Source organism: Actinomadura xylanilytica (assembly GCF_030283145.1).
Lineage (GTDB): Bacteria > Actinomycetota > Actinomycetes > Streptosporangiales > Streptosporangiaceae > Spirillospora > Spirillospora xylanilytica.
On record NZ_JASNWE010000011.1, the window covers coordinates 1 to 16742 of the forward strand.

The window sequence follows — 16742 nt, forward strand, 5'->3', positions numbered from 1 at the left end:
CCCCCCCCCCACGACGTAGCGCCGTCCCGCATCGCGCGGGACGGCGCTTTCGCGTTCTGACCCATGTCTCACTATAGAGCGGGGCGAGATAGGCCGTCAGAGACGGTCTCAGAGCCCCAAATCCCGCGATCATGAATCCAAGATCTAATACTTTCGACTTTTGATAAGTCCAAAATACTTTCGACTTTTGCGAAACGAAAGTGCTAGGATGAGGCCATGACGGAGACGAACGAAGCGAACGCGCCCGAGCCGCCCACGCGGCCGTGCGGGTACAGCGAGTGCGACCGGCGGGTGGCCTACACCGGCGCGGGCCGGCCGCGTGAGTACTGCGGCCCGCCCGACCGCCACTGGCCGGGCAAGGGCGGCCGGACCTGCAAGGCGCTGGCGGCCGAGGAGCGCGCCGCGGCCCGACGGTCGGGCCTGGGCGAGGTGGTGGCGGCCTACGCCGCGACCGGGGACCCGGTGCTGGGCGCGATCGGCGACCTGACGCGGGTCCTGGCCGACCGCGCCGCCGCCGGCGAGCACGTGCTGGCCGCGGTGGGCGAGCGGGTGGGCGAGGCCGAGCGGCTGGCCGCCGAGGCCGCCGCCGCCCGCCAGCAGGCCGAGACCGAACGGGACCAGGCCGTCCGCCAGGCCGCCGCCGACCGCGCCGCGGCCGGGCAGGCCGCCGAGGCCCAGCGGACCGCCGAACGTCGCGCCCGGGACGCCGAGACCGACGCCGAACAGCAGACGGCGGTCGCATGGGGCCGCGTCGTGGAAGCCAAGGAGGCCGCGTCCGCCGCCGAGGCCCGCGCCGCCGGCGCGCAGACGGCCGAGGCCCACGCCCGCACCGACCGCGACGCCGCCCGCGACCGCGCCGCCGAGCTTGCCGCGAGCAACAAGGAGCTGCGCGCCGAAGCGAAGACGGCGAACAAGACGGCTGCGGCCGCCGACCGGGCCGCCGCCGCAGCCGAGGCCGCCGCAGCCGCCGACCAGGCCCGTGCGGCGGCCGCCGAGACCGCCGCCGAACAGGCCCGCGCCGAGGTCGCCGAGGCCGCCCGCCGCGCCGAGGCCGCCGAGCAACGCGCGGCCGAGGAACGCGAGCTGGGCGACGCGGTCCGCGCGGAGCTGGCCGAGGTGCGCGCGGAGCTGGCCGCCGCGACCGCCCGCGCGGCGGCCGAGCAGCAGCGCGCCACCGACCAGGCCGCCCGCGCGCAGCGGGCCGAGGCCACCGGCGACCGCGCCGAGCAGCGCGCCGCGGGCGCCGAGACCGCGCTGGAGCAGGCGCGCGCGGAGCTGGCCGCCGCCCGCCGCGGCGGTACCTCCGGCCGATGAGCCCGAGCGGGGCGGGCAAGCCCGCCCCGCTCCGGCTTCTCGCCGTCCGGGCCGGAAACGCCCTGGTCGGGGGCCGGGAGGGCATGGTAATTGCCATTGACATGTAGTCGCGGGACCACCCCGTTCGGGGGCGCCGGCGGGACTGCTCCCGCTTTGCGGCAGGTTTTCGGGGCGCCCCCGGCCCGCTGGTGACAGCGTGGACGACATGACGGACACCGCTGGGGACCGGGTGATGGTGGAGCTGGTGGGTGGCCCGTGGGACGGGCACCGCCAGGACCTGATGAGCGCGGCGGACCTGGACGGGCCGCGCGAGCGGCTGGGCACCTGGGTGATCGTGGACGGGCCGTGGCCCGACGACGTCCCGGACGGGTGCGTCGCCCGCGCGGTGTACGAGCCCGGTCCCGAGCCGGCGCCCGCGAACATCTGGCGCTACCAGGGGTGGATCTACACCTGAGCCGTGTTGTCGTGGCCAGCGCGCGGGCGAGACGCGCCAGTTCGGCGCCGAGCATGAGCACGATGGTCTGGCTGCGCGATGCGGTGGTCATACCGTCCACGGTGGCGACGGCTCCGGCCGGGCGGTAGGCGAACGACGTTCTGTGGACAATGGGCGATCATCCGAGAACCTGGGGAGCCGCCCGTGCCCATGCTGCCGCCGCAACCGCCGCCCGCACCGCCGCCGCCGCCGGCCCGGCCGCCCGGCCTGCTCATGGCCGTGCTGGATACCCGGTTCACCACGCTGGTGACGCCGATGGTCATCACCTGGATCTATCGGGGGTGCCTGGCCGGGATCACCGTGATCACGCTGTGGTGGCTGCTGATGGCCTGGTGGGTGCTGAGCTGGCGTAACGGGTGGTTGTGGGGGGTGATGATGCTGCTGGCGGCGCCCGTCATCGGGTTCGTGGCGCTGCTGGTCGTCCGGGTCGCGTGCGAGGCGGTGCTGATCCGTTACCGGCCGCCGCCGATCTACGCCGTTGACCGGCCGCCGCCCGCGCGGTTGGGTGATCCCCCTGATGGGAGCGGGGGGAGCTGGCATGGCTGAGGTCGCGGTCCTGGGGATCGACCCGGGGCGACGGTGGACGGCGGGAGTTCTGCGGGTCGGGCGGGAGGCGCTGCACGGGTGGACGCTCGGGCCGCGGGACGCGGCCGGGGACCCGGCGCCGGCCGCCCTCGACAACATCCACGACCTGACGGCGTGGGCCCGGTACATGGCGCGGGTCACCGACCAGATCGAGGCGACGATGGCCCTGGCGCCGGGCGGGGGCCGGGTGTTCCTGGCGTGTGAGGTGGTGGTCCCGCCGGGCGGGCGCCGCATCGCGCTGGCCGACTGGCTGCTCCCCCGCCAGGTGCTGGCCGCGGTGCTGGGCTATGACCCCCGCACGGTGCTGGTCCGCCCGGACGGGCACGGCCGGGCCCGGCCGATCGTCGAGCACTACCCGCCCGCGCTCTGGCCGGCCAAAGGCGCCGTCGGGGGCCGCCCCGACTCGTGGGGGCCGTCCGAAGCGCGGCAGGGTGAGCGCGACCATGAGCGCGCCGCGTACGACGTGGCCGGCGCCGCCGCCGCCGAGCTGCTGGCGCGCAAGGCCGTCTCGTGAGGGCGTGGGTACGGCTGGCCGATGCCGCCGAGCGCAACCCGGTGGCGCGCGAGGTTCGGCACGCGGCCGTGGACGGCGCGTACTGGGGGTGGCTGCTCGCGGTGGTGGCGGCGGTGGTGGTCTGGGTGGCGCGCGGCGCTCCCGACCCGAGCACCGCCGGCGCCGCGGCCGCGGTGATGCCGGTCGGCGCCGGTCTGGGCGCGTGGCGGACCTGGCGCCGCGCGGCGCTCCCCGAAGACGATCGCCGGGCCGCCGCGTGGGCATCGGCGCGGCGCTGGCTGACCCTCTACGCCGCCGCCGCCGCGCTGATCCCCGCCGCGACGGCGTCCGACCACCCGGGCGACGCGCTGGTCCTGGTGGCCGCTGTGCTGGCCGTCCTGGTCGTCCTGGCCGTGGTCACGATCCCGATCCGCAGCCGGGCCCGGCTGCTGGCCCGGCTGCGGATCGGTGCCCGTGCCGTCGCCGGCGACGAAGACGTCCAGGTCGGGCGGGCGCTGTGGTCTGGCTGGACGCTGAGCCGTCTGGACCGGGCCTACATCACCTATCCGGCCGCGTGGGACGCGCACCGCGACGGCCGCCGCGACGACCTGGTCGAGCGGATGGTGTGGGAGCTGTGCGGCCCGCCGCCGCGCACCCCGGCTGAGGCGATCCGCCGGCCGGACTACATGACCACCTGGGACCACGTCCGCACCCGCCTGGAAGTCGCGCGGGTGGCCTCGCTGCCGCGCCGGCTGGCCGCGCGCGACTGGGGCCAGGCCGCGGGGATCGTGATCGGGCAGACCACGCCCGACCTGGCCGACGCTGAGCTGGACGGCGTCCCGGTCGCGGTCTACCGGCCCGAGAGTCATCTCCTGGCGGTCGGCGCGACGCAGCACGGCAAGTCGTCCGGCGTGCGGGCCTGGGTCGTCGACGGCCTGACCCACGGCGTCTTCCCCGGCGGGGTGTGGGCCGTGGACGGCAAGGGGTCCGGGTCGCTGGCGCCGCTCATCGGCCGGCGGGGCGTTCACGCCGTCGCGCACTCCCCCGACGAGTGGCGGCAGGTCATCGTGGACCAGGTCGCCCCGGCCGTCGCCGACCGCTACGCCGAAACCCTGGCCTGGCGGTCCGGGCGGTCCACCCACCCCCCGTCCCACCCCCGCGCGCTACTGATCCTGGACGAGATCCAGCAGGTGCTGATGGCGTGCCCGGACCTGGCCGACACCCTGGGCACCCTCGCGCGCCAGGCCCTCGAGGCCGGGGTGATCCTGTGGGTTCTCACCCAACGGCCGGACGCCAAAGACGCCGTCCCGGGCGCGCTGCGCGACCAGCTCGTCGACAGGGTCACGTTCGGGCCGCTGTCGGGCGCCGGCGCCAAGATGGCCTTCGACATCTCCGGCGACTGGCACCGGGCACTCGGCGTCGCGCCGATCCCCGGCCGCGCCCTCACCTGGATGAGCGGCCTCTGGCGCCCCATCCAGGCCCCATGGCTGCCCATCCCTGCCGACGACCCGAGCGTGGAACCGCTCTACCCACCACGCGACACCCACGGCCACGCCGACGAGCCGGACAACGCCGACCACGACAACCAGGGCGACCAGGGCGGCGGCGCCGAGCAAGCCGAGAGCGGCGACCAGGCCGGGAGCGGCGAACGAGGCCGCGGCGGCCGGCGCCAGGAACGCCAGCGAGAGCACGACCGGGGGAGCGGACCGCCGCCGGACGACGACCAGCAGAGCGGGCGAACCGGCCGCCGGACGGGCCGGAGCAAGCCCCCGCCGCCGCCTCCACCGCCGCCTCCACCGCCGGATGAGACGGGCGGTGGACAGCAGCAGCGTCCGATCTACCAGGTCGAGGAGATCCTGCGGAACTACGCCGACTACGTCGACGGGGCGGCGCCGGCGTACGACCCGACCGACCCCTACGCCCACCGTCGCCGACGGCGACGAGACTGAGCCAAGGGGAGAAACCGCGAGGCCGGGATGGTCACGGCCGGTGAGCGCAGGTGCGGGGACCAGGGAGTCGACCCGCTACGCCCGGGTCGCCTTCGGCGACCCGGGCGATCTTAGCAGGCGGTTCGCTCAACCGCCTGCACCAATTTTCCCCGATCCATCCTCACTCCCCGCATCCCTTCCCCCTTGTCCCCTTCGGCTTCCAACCGGTCCTGACGGACCGCGAGCGGCCCGAAAACCGGCGCGGAAGACCCCCTCCCCCACCGCGGTGAGGACGCGTCATGATGATCGGATGGACCACGCCGGAGACAGCACGATGACGATCCATCTGGGGGATCAGGGCTGGAGCATCGTCGCCGTGGTGGTGATCGTGCTCGCGATCGTGATCGGGTTCCCAAAACTCATGGGCGGCGGCGGGCTGCTGCGCAGAGGGGGTCGCGGCCGACGCGGCGGGCGCGGCGGCTACCGGGTCAGGGTCGGGCCGAGCCCCACCATGACGATCCTCGGCGGCCTGGTGCGCCGCGCCGACACGATCGCGCTCGGCGCGGCCACCCTGGCAGTCCTCACCCTGACCGTGCTCAACGCACGCGCCTGAAGGCCGGTCAACCGCGCTTGGTGTCCAACCCCAGTGCCTGCACCACACCCTCGGCAATCGTCGTGATCACGCCGGGGTAGTAGAAAATAACCGCGATCGCGACGCTGAGCACCAAGAACTGGACGAACCGCGTGATCTCACGGGTGAACAGGAAAAACAGCGCGATGATCCCGATGACGACCAGGAAAATCGGCCCGAAAATTCCTCGTAGCCACGTGGCCAGGCCGTCCGTGTCCGGACCCTGATTCGGTGCCGCCGCCAGCGCCAGGCCGGCGGCGGCCTTCACCTCATCCAACATCAGCACTGGGTGGTCACTTGTCCTTGCGTGTCCGGACGATGATGACCTCGGAGATCCCGAGGATGATCATGCCGATCGCCCACGCCATACCGGCGGTGAACCGGACCGTCACATCGGACGCCACGAACGCGGTCACCAGCAAGGCCACCGTGCCCGCCGTCACCAGAGCCCACCGCGTCCGCACCATCGGATCAGCCCGCCGCCGAATCGCAGTCATCGCCGCTCCTCCTCCTGTTTGTGGGGCACCGGCCCCATTGTGACCTGTCGGCCCGGAAGTCCGGGCGGATCCGGGATGTGGCGCACCGCCGCCCATCCTTACGTCGTAAGGATGGGCGGCGGTGAGGCACTTCAGCCCGCAGCGCCCTTGCGGAGCGGAAGGCGACCGGCGACGTCCCGCTCGCCGTCGGGCACGACGGCAAACCTGGTCAACACGGCCGCGAGTTGCTCGCGCTCGCGCTCGTCCATCGGCTCTTCGGCGTCGCAGACCGGGCACCGACCGCCCGCGGCGAACAACTCGCCGCGGCACCGGTTGCACCGAATCGCCTCGTCCCTGACCGTCTCGTCCGCGCCCTGGGCGAGCGGGTGGCAGGTCGGGCACCGCATCACCGCGCCGGTGAGCAACTCGATCTGCCGCTGGCTGTCGCAGTCGTCGCACTTGGGCGGCAACTGCGTCGTGCTGGTGCTCATCGCCGGCGCCTGCGTGGGCATCTCTGCCCACCCGTCCGCACCCGTCCGGAACATCACCACCGCCACGGCGGAATCCACGCGCCCAAGATCCCGCGTGAGTGCCGTGTGGACACCGACCCGGGTAGCACCCTTGATCATGGCGCCCCTGACCCTCTCGGCCAGCCTCAGGCGCTCCTGAGCGGTCGGGAGCGAGTGCCTGCCACCCCATGTGGCTGCTGCCGCATCCACCACAGCCAATGCGTCCGCAACGGTGGTGGTTTTTCCGGCGTCAGCCACTTCCTCCTCCTCCTGTTGCTCGCGCGCGCACGCCGCAGGTACGGACGGAGAGGAGGAGGAGGAAGGTTCTCCAGGAAGGTCAACAAAGGAAGGTTGGGTGTCTTCAAGACACCCCTGGGGCTGTCTCTGTGACACCCCTGGGGCTGTCTCTGTGACACCCCTGAGCTCCGGTTCCTGGGGTGTCACAGAAACACCCCTGGCTTCTTCCCGCTGGTCAGCATCCCCCCCCCGCGCGGCCTTGCGGCGGCGGTTGGGGTTCGGCTTGCCCTTGTCGGAGCGAGTCCTTTTGGGGGGCGCGGGGAGTAGCTGAGGACGGGACTCTGGGGTGAGCGGCGGAAGCCCGTGGTCGTCCCGCTCGCGCTGGATCTCTGCGCGCTGGTCATCGGACCACCACGAGTAGGGGATGCAGATCTCCCACCGCGGCGGACGCCGGTTCTTCGGGATCTTCAGGTACCGGCCAGGCGGCGGAGTCGTGTCAGGGCGGATCAGGCCACGAGCCTGCATCGCTCGCTGATGACGGCGGATCGTGCTCTCGCTGACGTCCTTCGCGATCAGCATGTGAGTGCGATACGCCCGGTACGAGTTGCAGCCGTCGCTGTCGGCTGCGTCTGCCATCGCGATCAGGATCAGACGCTCCATCGCGTCCGCCACAGGCGCGTGCTTCATCGCCCAGAGGACAGGGAACGCACTACTGCTCATCACACACCCCCGCCCGGCGCGATGGTGGCACGGGCGGCCCGAGTGGGTACTCTCATGGCATACGTCCTTCTTGCTTGCAGGCGGAAGAGACTGTGATGAGGCCGGGAGTTGGCGCTCCCGGCCTCTGCTTTTCTGGGGGACCGTACCCCGCGCTACGACGCTGCGGGATCACGTGGCCACTGGGCGGATCGGGCGCGGCGAAGTTCGGTCGCGACTTCCACGCGGTCCGCCGGAATCACGCAGATGGTGACCTCTATCGGCGTGTTTGTACGGGCGGAAGTGCCTACACGAGCCAGCTCCAGCACCGGCATGGCGTCCGGCATGTCAACGTGCCGGGCCTCCTCAGACGTCGGCATACGGACCCGCATGTACTCCGTCCAGGTGATGGGGCCGTGGCCGGCTTCTTCGAGTCTGTCGAGGTATCCACCTTGACCGGTGTCGCGCTCGGCGACACGAGGGGCGTCCGCGACGCCCTGTGGGTGGATCCATGTGTCCACAAGCTGAAACGGGGGCTCACCTGTGGGTGAGGTGACCCGGCGTCGAACGAGAGTTTCTGTGCCTGCTTCCACACACAGCAGCTCCGCCGGACGTGCAGGGATGGGGCGGGTTTCCCTGTTGGGTCGGCCGTGGACCTGCCACGGTTCGTCTGGCCTGGCGGCAGGCATTACGTAGCCACGACCAGGATCGCGGGTCACCAGGGTGCCCCGTTTGAGACGCCGCCGGTTGCCCCGTTCACGCACGGTGATGCCGCGCCGCTTCACGACGGAGACCAGGCCGTCAGCTTTCAGGATCTCAAGGGCGCTGCCGATGACTCCCCGTCCCACTCCATATTCCTGTACCAGGTGTGCATAGTCGGGCAGCGTCGTACCAGGCAGCCATTCGCCTTGGTCTATCCGTCGCCGCAGGTCATCGGCGATGTCTCGGTACTTAGCGCTCATAGATCGAACCATACAGTACCGGGACTGTTGACGACAGTCCGAGAGTGTGTGCATGATGGCTCCGTTACGAACAGTCCCGGTACAGAAACTGAGACAGTAACGGGACAGCGATGGCCCCGGTGTGTCACCACCGGGGCCACGATCAGACCAAGCTCGCGGAAGGAGCTGGCCCGATGGCACACATCATCTCGCCTCTCGCCCTGGAGGGTGGAGTCAGGCGTCTGGACGTGGCGCCGCTGGCGTACGTCATGGAGCACACCGAGCCGGAGCTGTGGGAGCCGGCGCTGTTGAGCGGCGAGTCGTTCGCCGAGGCGGCGGGGCGCCGGGCGGCGGCCGTCGACATCCTCGAGGAGCTGCTGGCCGAGTTCGCCGAGCTGGACGCGGCGGTGGCGGCATGAACGAGTCCCAGAACGAACGGGTTGTTGAGCTGCCGGACCGGCCGCGGGTGCGGGCGGTGTGGCGGACGCTGCCGCACCCGATGATCGTGATGGTCGCGCTGATGGTCGTCGCGGGCTTCGTCACCGGCGCGATGTGGCCGTCGCGGCTGGCGCTGGCGAGTCTGGTCTACGCCCTGATCCGCCTCCGCGGATCCGACCGGTGGGACCCGCCGTGCGACGGCACCGCCCACTGGGACGAGCCGTGCCCGGTGTGCGACGCCTCCCTGGCGCGGCTGTGGAAGGGCGGCCACCGATGAGCACCACCCGGTTCCACGCGGTGATGACGTTGTCCGCGTCGACCCCTGGGGGCGAGAAGCGGACCACGGTGCGCCGCACGATCACCGTGAGCGCGGGCGCGACCGTGAGCGAGGTCTACGACTACCTGCGCGCCGAGGCCGGGCTCGGGTTCGAGCGCGCGACGGTGCTGTGCTTCGACGTCCGGCCGGACGCGCTCGGCGGTGCGCTGTGAAGCGCAAGAAGACGGCCACCGCCGAGTTGGGCGTGGTGGCGGAGGTGGAGCAGCAGGCCGCGCAGGCGGCGGCGCTGGCGGGGATAGCCGGTCAGGACCGGCTGAGCGACCCGCGCACCAACCCGGCAGTCCGTTCGCACGCGGACGGGCTGCGGGACGAGCAGCAGACCCGGGCGCTGGACGCCGAGCACACGCGGCGCCTGCGGCGGCACCGGGTGACGGACCGCCGGGCCGAGGACGCCGAGCGGACGCTGGAGGCGATTCAGCTCGCGCGGCAGGCTGCCAACCCGGCGAGGTCGGTGTTGGCGCTGCACACCGGCAAGCGCGTCTACTCGCGGTTGACGCTGGCGGCTTCGCTGGTGCTGGCGGCCGGGTCGGCGCTGGGTGTGGAGGCGACCGCGCAGGTGTTGCACGCGCCGCGCGGGTCCGGCCTGATCGCCGAGGTCGGGCTGACGGGCCTGGCAACGGCGGCGATCACCTACCGGGCGCACCTGGCCGAGCACGGCGGCTCGGTCGAGCGTGGGAGCTGGCAGTCGCGGGTGCTGTGGGCGCTGATGGTGGTGCCGCTGCTGGTGAGCGTGGGCTGCAACCTCCTCACACTCAACGCCGTTGGCGCGTTCTGCGCGATCAGCGCGGCAGCGTTCGCTGTGCTGGCCTGCGTCATCGCGGACCGCTCGGCGGCCGCGATGCAGTCCCGCGCGACGCAGGTCGACGGGGCCGACGAGGACGAGCTGCGCACGGTGGCGATGGGTGAGGACCTGTTCGCCGCCGTCCAGCCTGAGCGCCGGACCGTCGCCGAAGTCGTCCAGGAGGACGAGGACGGGGTGCGGGTCGAGCGGTCGGAGATCGAGGCGCCGGCCGCTGGCGCGGACGGCGAGGCGTGGATCGAGGCGCAGACGCGGGGGGCCGCCGAGGGGATCGAGGCGTGGCTGGCCGAGCAGGAGCCGCCGCAGGAGGGCGGGGCGCCGACCACGGCGCCGGCGCCTCTTGACGGCGGTCCGCAGGGCGCGGCGGCGGACCCGCCCGCCACTACCCCGGAGGGGGGTCACACCGTGGGAGCTGCCGAGACGGGTCCGGGGGGTCACATCGAGCGGGCTGCGGGTCGTACGGGGGGTCACATCGACGGCGACCGGCAGAGCCGGGTGCTTCCGGCGATCGAGGCCCGGCGCGCGGTCGGAGCCAGCACGCAGGGCCGGGTCGCTGCCTACTACGCCGACCACCCCGATGCGACCCGGGCTGAGGTGGCGCGGGCACTGGAGATCAGTCCCGAGACCGTCAAGCGGCACCGCCGTGCACTGCGCGGGGGTGACCGGTGATGGCGGAGGCGACGGAGGCGACGCGGTCGGTTCTGGCCGACGAGCTGGGCGCGGTTCGCCAGGAGATGACGCGCCTGGACGGCAAGGTGTCCACGCTGGTGGCGATCTCGGGCGCGGGTCTGGCGGTCCTGACGAGTCAGATCTCGCGGGGGCCGGCGCCGGTGCGGGTGATGCTGGCGGCGGCGGGCCTGGCGCTGGCGGCGGCGGCGGTCGTGCTGCTGGCCGGGATCCTGCGGCCCCGGCTCGGCCGCGGCGGTTTCAACCTCTGGGCGGGCCTGTCGGTCGAGCAGATCGAGCGGCTGTTCACCGTCGGCCACCTGGGGCCCGAGGACGGCCGCAGCCTGGCCGTGGGCTGGCTGGCCCCGGCCGATCTGCATGTGCTGTCGGTCCTGGTGCAGCGCAAACAGCGCCTGCTGCGGATCGCGGTGGATCTGCTGGCCGTGGCGGTCGCGCTGATCGCGGTCGCGCTGATCGTCGGGGCGGTGGCCTGATGACCGCCGCGTTCGAGGACGACCAGCAGCAGGGCGGGGCCCCGCAGACCACCCCGCCGCCGGACGGCGGGGAGCGTGTCCAGGAGCACCCGCAGGACGCCCCCCGGGGCGAGCGTGAGGACGAGGGCCAGGACGAGGGCGAGCGTGGCGCCCCGGCTGGTCAGTGGGTTCTGGGCGGCATGAGCGGGCTGACGATCACCGGGGCGATGCTCTGGCAGACCGTCGGGGTGGTCGGGGCCGCTGCCGTGGGTCTGGTCGCCGCGGGCGGCGCGGTCCTGTACGTGGGCCGCAAGTTCCGCAAGAGCAGCGGTTCGGCCGGGACCGGGTCGACCGGGTCGCGGATCGTCTCGGCCACCCGCCGGGTCACCGGTGGCGGTGGCGGCGGGGTGCTGGGCGGTAAGGGCCGCGCGGCCGGCCGGTCGTCCTCGCGGATGCCTGGCCTGGGCAAGTTCGGTGGCGGCGCAGGCCGGACCGGTGGCGGCAAGGGCCGGTCGGGTGGCCGGGCGGGCGGGCGCGGGGCCGGCGGGAACGGCGCTGGCGGCGGCTCGGGAAAGAGGGTCTGGCCCGGCGGGGCCAAGGCCGGCACTGGTTCGGGTGGGGTCGGCGCGGGTGCGCGGGGGGCGGCCAGGTCCGCTCAGACCGCGGCTCGGACGGCGGCCCGTTCGGCGACGGGGAAGGCGGCCGGGAAGGTGCGGGAGACGAGGGCCGGGCGGCGCGCGGCGCGCGCTGCGCAGGCGGCCACCACGGCGGCGGGAGCGGCCAAGACCAGCGGCAAGACCAGCGGGAAATCCGGTGGCAAGACCGGCGCCAAGGGCGGCGGGAAGGCCGGGGCCGAGGAGGGCGTCGAGGGGCGCCGGGCGCGGTGGGGCGGCCGGATGCGCCGGTGGAACGCGGCGCGGAGCGCGGCGGCCGGGGTGGTCGGTGGCCGGTCCTCGAACCGGTGGGTGCGGCTGGGCGCGCACCTGATCGGCGCGGTGATCGCGCTGTTCACGATGTGGCGGACCCGCCGCGCCCGCACCCGGGCCGCCGCCGGTGAGCAGGGCCAGGAGAACCAGCAGGAGAACAAGGACTCCGGGGCCGGCGCCACCGCCGGCCCCGGCGGGGCCGCCCAGCGGGCGGGTTCCCCGGTGCGTGACCGCTCCACCCACACCAACAGCAGCACGACCAGGAGGTATGCCATGGATGCCGGATTCCCGATCGCGGTAGCGGCGGCCGAAGTCAACACGGCGGCGGCGGGGTACGCGCCGGAGAACATGTGGGTCATCGGGACCGACCTGCGCCAGCTCCCGGACGTGTTCGCCAACGTCGGCCTGGCGCTGCGGACGTGGACGCAGCGCCTGGAGGGCGACTACCCGATCAACCCGCAGGTGGTCGAGCAGATCGGCCAGCTCTACGTCGGCCTCGGCCAGCTCGCGGTGGCGGCGCAGGAGATCGAGCCGCTGTACCGGACGCTGCACGCCAACGACCTGGCGCGGGAAGAGGCGCCCAGGACGAACGAGCGGGCCTGGAACGTCTGACGGCCTGTCCGAGCGCACCCCTTGCCGGGGGCCCGGGGTGCGCTCCACAGACCGGCAGACCAGCCACACGAACGCGAACTGACGCAGGGAGACGGTTGTGAGCAAGACCAAGAACAGCAGCAAGGGCCGGCGTGCGGACTGGTCGCTGGCGCCGCGCGGTCCGGTCAGCGCGACGGTGCAGACCGGGATGGGCCTGGTCGCGGTCGGCGGGCTGGGCGAGATGGCGGGGGTGTCGCCGTGGTGGGCGGCGGCCGGCGCCGGGGCGGGCGCGCTCGGGCACGTGCTGACCACCACCCGCCATCACGACGGGACGCCGACGGCGCTGCTGTACCGGCTGGGCTGCTGGTCCGGCGCGGGTGCCTGGCTCAGTTGGGCGTGGATGACCGGTGAGGTGTGGAACCCCAACGGGCTGGCCGCGCTGGCGGTCGGTGCGGTCGGCGCCGGGGTGCTGGCGCCGCTCGGCCGGATCCGCAAGAGCGCGGCGGGCGCGGTGGTGCCGGGTACCGAGGTCGCGGTCCGGCCGGGCGGCGGCCTGGCCGGCGAGTGGGAGGCCCGGTTCAAGCGGGTCTGCCGGATCGCGGTGACCGTCGCCGACGTGCGGGCCTGGCCCAACGGCGCCGGCTACACCGTGGTCGGGCAGATGCCGCCCGGCCCGGCGACCCGGTCGCAGATCGCAGCGGCCTCGGACGCGCTGGCGACCGACGCGCAGCTCCCCGACGGCTGCGGGATCGAGCCGCCCATCACCGGCGCCCACCGCGGGGAGTTCCTCCTCCCGGTGAGCACGACCAACCTGCTGGGGGTGCGTGGGGACGAGCACCCGCCCAAGATCCACTACCCGGCGGACTACTCGCCCCGCAGCATCCTGGACCCGATCGAGCTGGGCGTCCGCCGCGACTCCAGCATCGCCTCGGTGTCGCTGCGCGAGGACAGCATGTTGGCGACCGGCCGCAAGGGCGGCGGGAAGACGAACCTTTTGGACGTGACCACCCTGGGCATCACGCGGTGCGTGGACGCGCTGAACTGGCACATCGACCTCAACGGCGGCGGCATGTCGCAGTTCTGGCTGCACCCGTGGCTGCGGGGAGCGACCGACCGGCCGCCGATCGACTGGGCCGCCTCCACCCCGGACGAGGCGCTGCTGATGGTCACGGTCGCGCTGGCCATCGCCAAAGACCGCAAGAGCAGCTACAGGACGTTCAAGGCGCAGGCCAACGCCAAACTTCTGCCGGTCTCCGCGGAGCTGCCCGAGATCGTCATCTCCGTCGACGAGGGCGCCGAGGCGCTCTCGCCCCGCAACAACGACCCGGTCACGATGCAGGTCCGCGACGGCCTCGAGGAACTCCAGCGGATCGGCCGCAACGAGGCGCTCAACGTCGTGATCTCCAGCCTGCGCCCGACCGCCAACAGCCTGTCCCCCGACGTGCTGGGCCAATCCGCGATCCGCGTCGGCATGTTCGGCCTGTCCGCCGCCGACATGGGCCACCTCTACGACTGGCCCAAGGGCCTCAACGCCGACGAGTTGCCGGTCAAGGGCACCGCGTTCCTGGGCGTGATGCCCGACCCGCCCTCCCCGATGAAGCTGTGGTTCCTGGAGCCCGAGCAGATCCAGGAAGCGGCGGTGGCGGTCGCCGGGTACCGGCCCGAACTGGACGAGGCGTCCGCCGAGGTCGGCAACGCCGAGCACGAGATCCGCTTCGGCCCCAAGGGCACCCGGCCCGAGACCATGACCGACATCTACGCGGGCCGCTACGGCCGGATGCGCGCCGCGTTCACCGGAGAACCCGCCGAACTCCCGACCGCCGGCGCGACCGCCACCCCGGCCCGGCCCGTCGACCACACCAAGACCCGCACCGCCGCCGACCAGGTCGCGCCGATGCTCGGCGCGACGCTGCGCGTGCTCAACGGTGGCCGCACGGCCGCGCGGGTGACCGGCTCGGCCGAGTCCTGGCCCGACCCGATGACCACCGCCACCCCCGCCGCGGCCGTCCCGGCCGGGAGCGCCGAGTGGCCCGACCTGTTCCCCGCACGCACCACTCCCACCCCGCCGCCCACCACTCCCGGCCAGCCGGCCGCGCCGGCCGCCGGCCCGGCTCCGGTGCCCGCCGCGACGGGCACGGCCGTCGCCGAGCTGACCGCCGTCCCCGACATCCTGACCCGCGCGCTGGAGGCGTTCGAGGCGGCGGCCGACACCCGGATGCATTCGGAGACCCTCGCGCAGGCGCTCGGCCTCGCCGACGCGGTCGCGCTCGCCGACGCGCTGCGCCCCCACGGCGTCGCGCCGGCGGCCGAGAAGTTCAAGCGCGGCGGCCTCAACCGCCGCGGCTACTGGCGCGACGACATCGCCGCCGCCGCCGGCCAGACCCGCACGGCCTCCGGCCAATGAGTCCCCCGGGGGAGTCCCCCGGGGGACTCCCCCAACCTCCCCAAACCGAGGCCCGGGGGCCCCCGGGGGCCCCACCCCCAACCACCTGCACAAACGCGTTCCCTGGGGGCCCCGGGGGCCCCCGGAACCTCCCCCCCCAAACGCCCCCCGCCACCCCGGAACCCCCGGGGGGCGGGAGACGAAAACAAGACGGCCCCGCCGGTGTGCGACCACCGACGGGACCTCGGATCCACCACCTGATCAACCCAGGAGGAACCCGTGCACAACATCGTCTCGCAGATCATCGCGGACCAGATCATCACCCGGTGCTCCGGCGCCTGCCAGTCGTGCGGCGGCACTACCACGCACCCCGGCGGCGGCCGGAAGTGCGGCGCCTGCGGCGGCACCGGCAAGTGCTCCCACGGGGGGAAGCACTGATGGCGACTTGCCCGGTCTGCAACGGCACCGGCACGATCGGCCCCAAGAACCGGCGCTGCCCAAACTGCAAGCCGAGCGCCAACAACCGCTGACGACCACCCCCGAAGGGCCCTCCCGGAACATCCGGGAGGGCCCTTCGTCTTGCTACTGCACGACTGCGTTACTGCGTTACTGCCCCTGTTTCCGCAGTTCAGCGAGGACACGGCCGCGGACCTGGGGGTCCTCGGCGGCGCGGATGAACGCCCGCATCACCTCGGCGAGGGGGACCTTGACGACGTCGATCTCCTCGGCCGCCTCCGCCGTCCAGCGGTTCAGCCGGCGGTACAGCTCCGGCGTCAGGTCGACGGTGATGCGGACGGGCTTGGAGCGCAGCGCGGTCTCCCCGGCCGGGGCGGCGTCCGGCTCCACCCGGCGGTGCGCGGCCTTGCGGCGGGCCTCGCGGCGGGCCTCGCGCTCGTTGCTCATCGGCCTGCCCGCGCGTCCAGCTCGGCCGCGACGGCCGCGAACTCGCTGCTTTCGGCGGACCGGACCGGCATCCCGAACGACTGGCTGTAGCGGTTGACGAAGGGGATCTCGGTGGCCAGCACCTGGTAGCCGTCCTCGGTCAGGTCCTCCCGGGTCTCGGTCCGGACCGTGCTCGACTTCACCACCCGGTTCAGCAGCACCGACACCCGGGCCGGCCGATCGCGCGTGGCCTCCATCTCCGCAATCTCCTCCAGCACCGGCGCCATCCGGTTGATCTCGATGCCGTGCGGGGCGACCGGGATCACCAGCTCGTCCGCGAACCGCATCGCCGACCGGGCGATGCCCGCGTGGTCCTCCATCTGCGGGGCGTCGACGATGACGACGTCATCGGGCCGGGCGATCTCGGGCACGCGGCGGTGCAACTCCCGCGAGGCCATCCCGATGATCCGGAACTCGAAGCCGCCGGGCTTCTTCGCGGGCGGCCGGTCGCTGTCGTCGTCGTCGCTGTCGGAGGCCGCGAGCAGGTCGGACCACTCCAGCGCCGAAGCCGCCGGGTCGGCGTCGGCCAGCAGCACCGACCGCCCGGCCGCGTGGAAGGCGTGCGCGAGCCACACGGCGCTGGTGGTCTTCCCGGTCCCGGGCTTCAAGTTGAGAAACGCAATGGTCAGAGGCATGAACGCACTGTGCCGTAGCTACTGCACGACTGCAACACTGCAACACCTGCGGGGTGGCAGGATCCGGCCAACGCGCGCCGAACTGGAACTCCGCGTCTCCTCGACGACTAACCGAGCCTGCGAGCACCCCCCCCCCACGACGTAGCGCCGTCCCGCATCGCGCGGGACGGCGCTTTCGCGTTCTGACCCATGTCTCACTATAGAGCGGGGCGAGATAGGCCGTCAGAGACGGTCTCAGAGCCCCAAATC

At 73.2% G+C, this 16742-nt stretch carries 20 protein-coding genes; 14 read left to right on the forward strand and 6 right to left on the reverse strand.

The genetic code is table 11. The annotated features are described in order from the left end of the window. Positions 1 to 216: 216 nt before the first annotated feature. The 6 genes from QP090_RS37375 (at position 217) to QP090_RS37400 (ending at position 5426) form a co-directional block, all read left to right on the forward strand. On the forward strand, positions 217 to 1314 hold the full coding sequence (locus QP090_RS37375; RefSeq protein ID WP_285944553.1) for a hypothetical protein: 1098 nt from the start codon (positions 217 to 219) through the stop codon (positions 1312 to 1314). Positions 1315 to 1519: 205 nt separating this feature from the next. Continuing rightward, complete coding sequence (locus tag QP090_RS37380) at positions 1520 to 1768, forward strand: hypothetical protein (protein ID WP_285944554.1); 249 nt, start codon at positions 1520 to 1522, stop codon at positions 1766 to 1768. 189 nt (positions 1769 to 1957) lie between these two features. Beyond that, a complete protein-coding gene (locus QP090_RS37385) occupies positions 1958 to 2353 on the forward strand; it encodes a DUF4282 domain-containing protein (RefSeq protein WP_285944586.1) in 396 nt (131 codons plus the stop codon). Continuing rightward, a complete protein-coding gene (locus QP090_RS37390) occupies positions 2346 to 2906 on the forward strand; it encodes a hypothetical protein (RefSeq protein ID WP_285944556.1) in 561 nt (186 codons plus the stop codon). The genes QP090_RS37385 and QP090_RS37390 overlap by 8 nt, the downstream gene beginning before the upstream one ends. After that, the gene (locus tag QP090_RS37395) at positions 2903 to 4834 is read left to right on the forward strand and encodes a hypothetical protein (RefSeq protein WP_285944557.1); all 1932 of its coding nucleotides are present in this window, start codon (positions 2903 to 2905) and stop codon (positions 4832 to 4834) included. The genes QP090_RS37390 and QP090_RS37395 overlap by 4 nt, the downstream gene beginning before the upstream one ends. Positions 4835 to 5123: 289 nt before the next feature. After that, positions 5124 to 5426: a hypothetical protein gene (locus QP090_RS37400; RefSeq protein WP_285944559.1), complete on the forward strand. Its 303-nt coding sequence runs from the start codon at positions 5124 to 5126 to the stop codon at positions 5424 to 5426. Positions 5427 to 5433: 7 nt separating this feature from the next. Here QP090_RS37400 and QP090_RS37405 read toward each other — a convergent pair whose 3' ends face one another. The 4 genes from QP090_RS37405 to QP090_RS37420 form a co-directional block, all read right to left on the reverse strand. Further along, positions 5434 to 5724, reverse strand: a complete 291-nt coding sequence (locus tag QP090_RS37405; protein ID WP_285944561.1) for a hypothetical protein — start codon at positions 5722 to 5724, stop codon at positions 5434 to 5436. Positions 5725 to 5737: 13 nt separating this feature from the next. Beyond that, entirely contained in the window at positions 5738 to 5941 is a 204-nt protein-coding gene (locus tag QP090_RS37410) for a hypothetical protein (RefSeq protein WP_285944564.1), read from the reverse strand. Positions 5942 to 6072: 131 nt separating this feature from the next. Next, a complete protein-coding gene (locus QP090_RS37415) occupies positions 6073 to 7353 on the reverse strand; it encodes a hypothetical protein (protein WP_285944565.1) in 1281 nt (426 codons plus the stop codon). A gap of 185 nt (positions 7354 to 7538) precedes the next feature. After that, positions 7539 to 8324, reverse strand: coding sequence for a GntR family transcriptional regulator (locus tag QP090_RS37420; protein ID WP_285944567.1), 786 nt, complete (start codon positions 8322 to 8324; stop codon positions 7539 to 7541). Positions 8325 to 8497: 173 nt separating this feature from the next. On the opposite strand from QP090_RS37420, the gene QP090_RS37425 reads away from it, so the two are divergent. From QP090_RS37425 to QP090_RS37460, 8 genes are all read left to right on the forward strand, one after another. Then, positions 8498 to 8722: a hypothetical protein gene (locus QP090_RS37425; protein WP_285944568.1), complete on the forward strand. Its 225-nt coding sequence runs from the start codon at positions 8498 to 8500 to the stop codon at positions 8720 to 8722. Beyond that, on the forward strand, positions 8719 to 9018 hold the full coding sequence (locus QP090_RS37430) for a hypothetical protein (RefSeq protein ID WP_285944570.1): 300 nt from the start codon (positions 8719 to 8721) through the stop codon (positions 9016 to 9018). The genes QP090_RS37425 and QP090_RS37430 overlap by 4 nt, the downstream gene beginning before the upstream one ends. After that, on the forward strand, positions 9015 to 9230 hold the full coding sequence (locus QP090_RS37435) for a hypothetical protein (RefSeq protein WP_285944572.1): 216 nt from the start codon (positions 9015 to 9017) through the stop codon (positions 9228 to 9230). The genes QP090_RS37430 and QP090_RS37435 overlap by 4 nt, the downstream gene beginning before the upstream one ends. Continuing rightward, positions 9227 to 10546 carry a hypothetical protein gene (locus QP090_RS37440; protein WP_285944573.1) on the forward strand — a complete coding sequence of 440 codons (1320 nt, stop codon included), beginning with the start codon at positions 9227 to 9229 and terminating at the stop codon, positions 10544 to 10546. Before QP090_RS37435 ends, QP090_RS37440 begins: the two co-directional genes overlap by 4 nt. Continuing rightward, positions 10546 to 11037 carry a Pycsar system effector family protein gene (locus QP090_RS37445; RefSeq protein ID WP_285944574.1) on the forward strand — a complete coding sequence of 164 codons (492 nt, stop codon included), beginning with the start codon at positions 10546 to 10548 and terminating at the stop codon, positions 11035 to 11037. Before QP090_RS37440 ends, QP090_RS37445 begins: the two co-directional genes overlap by 1 nt. Then, positions 11037 to 12554: a hypothetical protein gene (locus tag QP090_RS37450; RefSeq protein ID WP_285944576.1), complete on the forward strand. Its 1518-nt coding sequence runs from the start codon at positions 11037 to 11039 to the stop codon at positions 12552 to 12554. The genes QP090_RS37445 and QP090_RS37450 overlap by 1 nt, the downstream gene beginning before the upstream one ends. Positions 12555 to 12651: 97 nt before the next feature. Continuing rightward, positions 12652 to 14937 (forward strand): hypothetical protein, encoded by a 2286-nt coding sequence (locus QP090_RS37455; RefSeq protein WP_285944578.1) that lies wholly within the window; start codon positions 12652 to 12654, stop codon positions 14935 to 14937. A gap of 258 nt (positions 14938 to 15195) precedes the next feature. Further along, entirely contained in the window at positions 15196 to 15354 is a 159-nt protein-coding gene (locus QP090_RS37460) for a hypothetical protein (RefSeq protein WP_285944581.1), read from the forward strand. 168 nt (positions 15355 to 15522) lie between these two features. Here the strand turns inward: QP090_RS37460 and QP090_RS37465 are convergent, their stop codons facing one another. Both QP090_RS37465 and QP090_RS37470 read right to left on the reverse strand, forming a co-directional pair. After that, positions 15523 to 15819: a hypothetical protein gene (locus tag QP090_RS37465; RefSeq protein ID WP_285944583.1), complete on the reverse strand. Its 297-nt coding sequence runs from the start codon at positions 15817 to 15819 to the stop codon at positions 15523 to 15525. Next, positions 15816 to 16493 carry a nucleotide-binding protein gene (locus QP090_RS37470; protein WP_285944584.1) on the reverse strand — a complete coding sequence of 226 codons (678 nt, stop codon included), beginning with the start codon at positions 16491 to 16493 and terminating at the stop codon, positions 15816 to 15818. The genes QP090_RS37465 and QP090_RS37470 overlap by 4 nt, the downstream gene beginning before the upstream one ends. Between the last annotated feature and the right edge of the window lie 249 nt (positions 16494 to 16742).

What these genes read in the sequence shown, in the direction of transcription:
- QP090_RS37375 (WP_285944553.1), top strand. Translation starts at nt 217, where the DNA reads ATGACGGAGACGAACGAAGCGAACGCGCCCGAGCCGCCCACGCGGCCG.
- QP090_RS37380 (WP_285944554.1), top strand. Translation starts at nt 1,520, where the DNA reads ATGACGGACACCGCTGGGGACCGGGTGATGGTGGAGCTGGTGGGTGGC.
- QP090_RS37385 (WP_285944586.1), top strand. Translation starts at nt 1,958, where the DNA reads ATGCTGCCGCCGCAACCGCCGCCCGCACCGCCGCCGCCGCCGGCCCGG.
- QP090_RS37390 (WP_285944556.1), top strand. Translation starts at nt 2,346, where the DNA reads ATGGCTGAGGTCGCGGTCCTGGGGATCGACCCGGGGCGACGGTGGACG.
- QP090_RS37400 (WP_285944559.1), top strand. Translation starts at nt 5,124, where the DNA reads ATGGACCACGCCGGAGACAGCACGATGACGATCCATCTGGGGGATCAG.
- QP090_RS37405 (WP_285944561.1), bottom strand. Translation starts at nt 5,724, where the DNA reads ATGTTGGATGAGGTGAAGGCCGCCGCCGGCCTGGCGCTGGCGGCGGCA.
- QP090_RS37410 (WP_285944564.1), bottom strand. Translation starts at nt 5,941, where the DNA reads ATGACTGCGATTCGGCGGCGGGCTGATCCGATGGTGCGGACGCGGTGG.
- QP090_RS37415 (WP_285944565.1), bottom strand. Translation starts at nt 7,353, where the DNA reads ATGAAGCACGCGCCTGTGGCGGACGCGATGGAGCGTCTGATCCTGATC.
- QP090_RS37420 (WP_285944567.1), bottom strand. Translation starts at nt 8,324, where the DNA reads ATGAGCGCTAAGTACCGAGACATCGCCGATGACCTGCGGCGACGGATA.
- QP090_RS37425 (WP_285944568.1), top strand. Translation starts at nt 8,498, where the DNA reads ATGGCACACATCATCTCGCCTCTCGCCCTGGAGGGTGGAGTCAGGCGT.
- QP090_RS37430 (WP_285944570.1), top strand. Translation starts at nt 8,719, where the DNA reads ATGAACGAGTCCCAGAACGAACGGGTTGTTGAGCTGCCGGACCGGCCG.
- QP090_RS37435 (WP_285944572.1), top strand. Translation starts at nt 9,015, where the DNA reads ATGAGCACCACCCGGTTCCACGCGGTGATGACGTTGTCCGCGTCGACC.
- QP090_RS37445 (WP_285944574.1), top strand. Translation starts at nt 10,546, where the DNA reads ATGGCGGAGGCGACGGAGGCGACGCGGTCGGTTCTGGCCGACGAGCTG.
- QP090_RS37450 (WP_285944576.1), top strand. Translation starts at nt 11,037, where the DNA reads ATGACCGCCGCGTTCGAGGACGACCAGCAGCAGGGCGGGGCCCCGCAG.
- QP090_RS37465 (WP_285944583.1), bottom strand. Translation starts at nt 15,819, where the DNA reads ATGAGCAACGAGCGCGAGGCCCGCCGCGAGGCCCGCCGCAAGGCCGCG.
- QP090_RS37470 (WP_285944584.1), bottom strand. Translation starts at nt 16,493, where the DNA reads ATGCCTCTGACCATTGCGTTTCTCAACTTGAAGCCCGGGACCGGGAAG.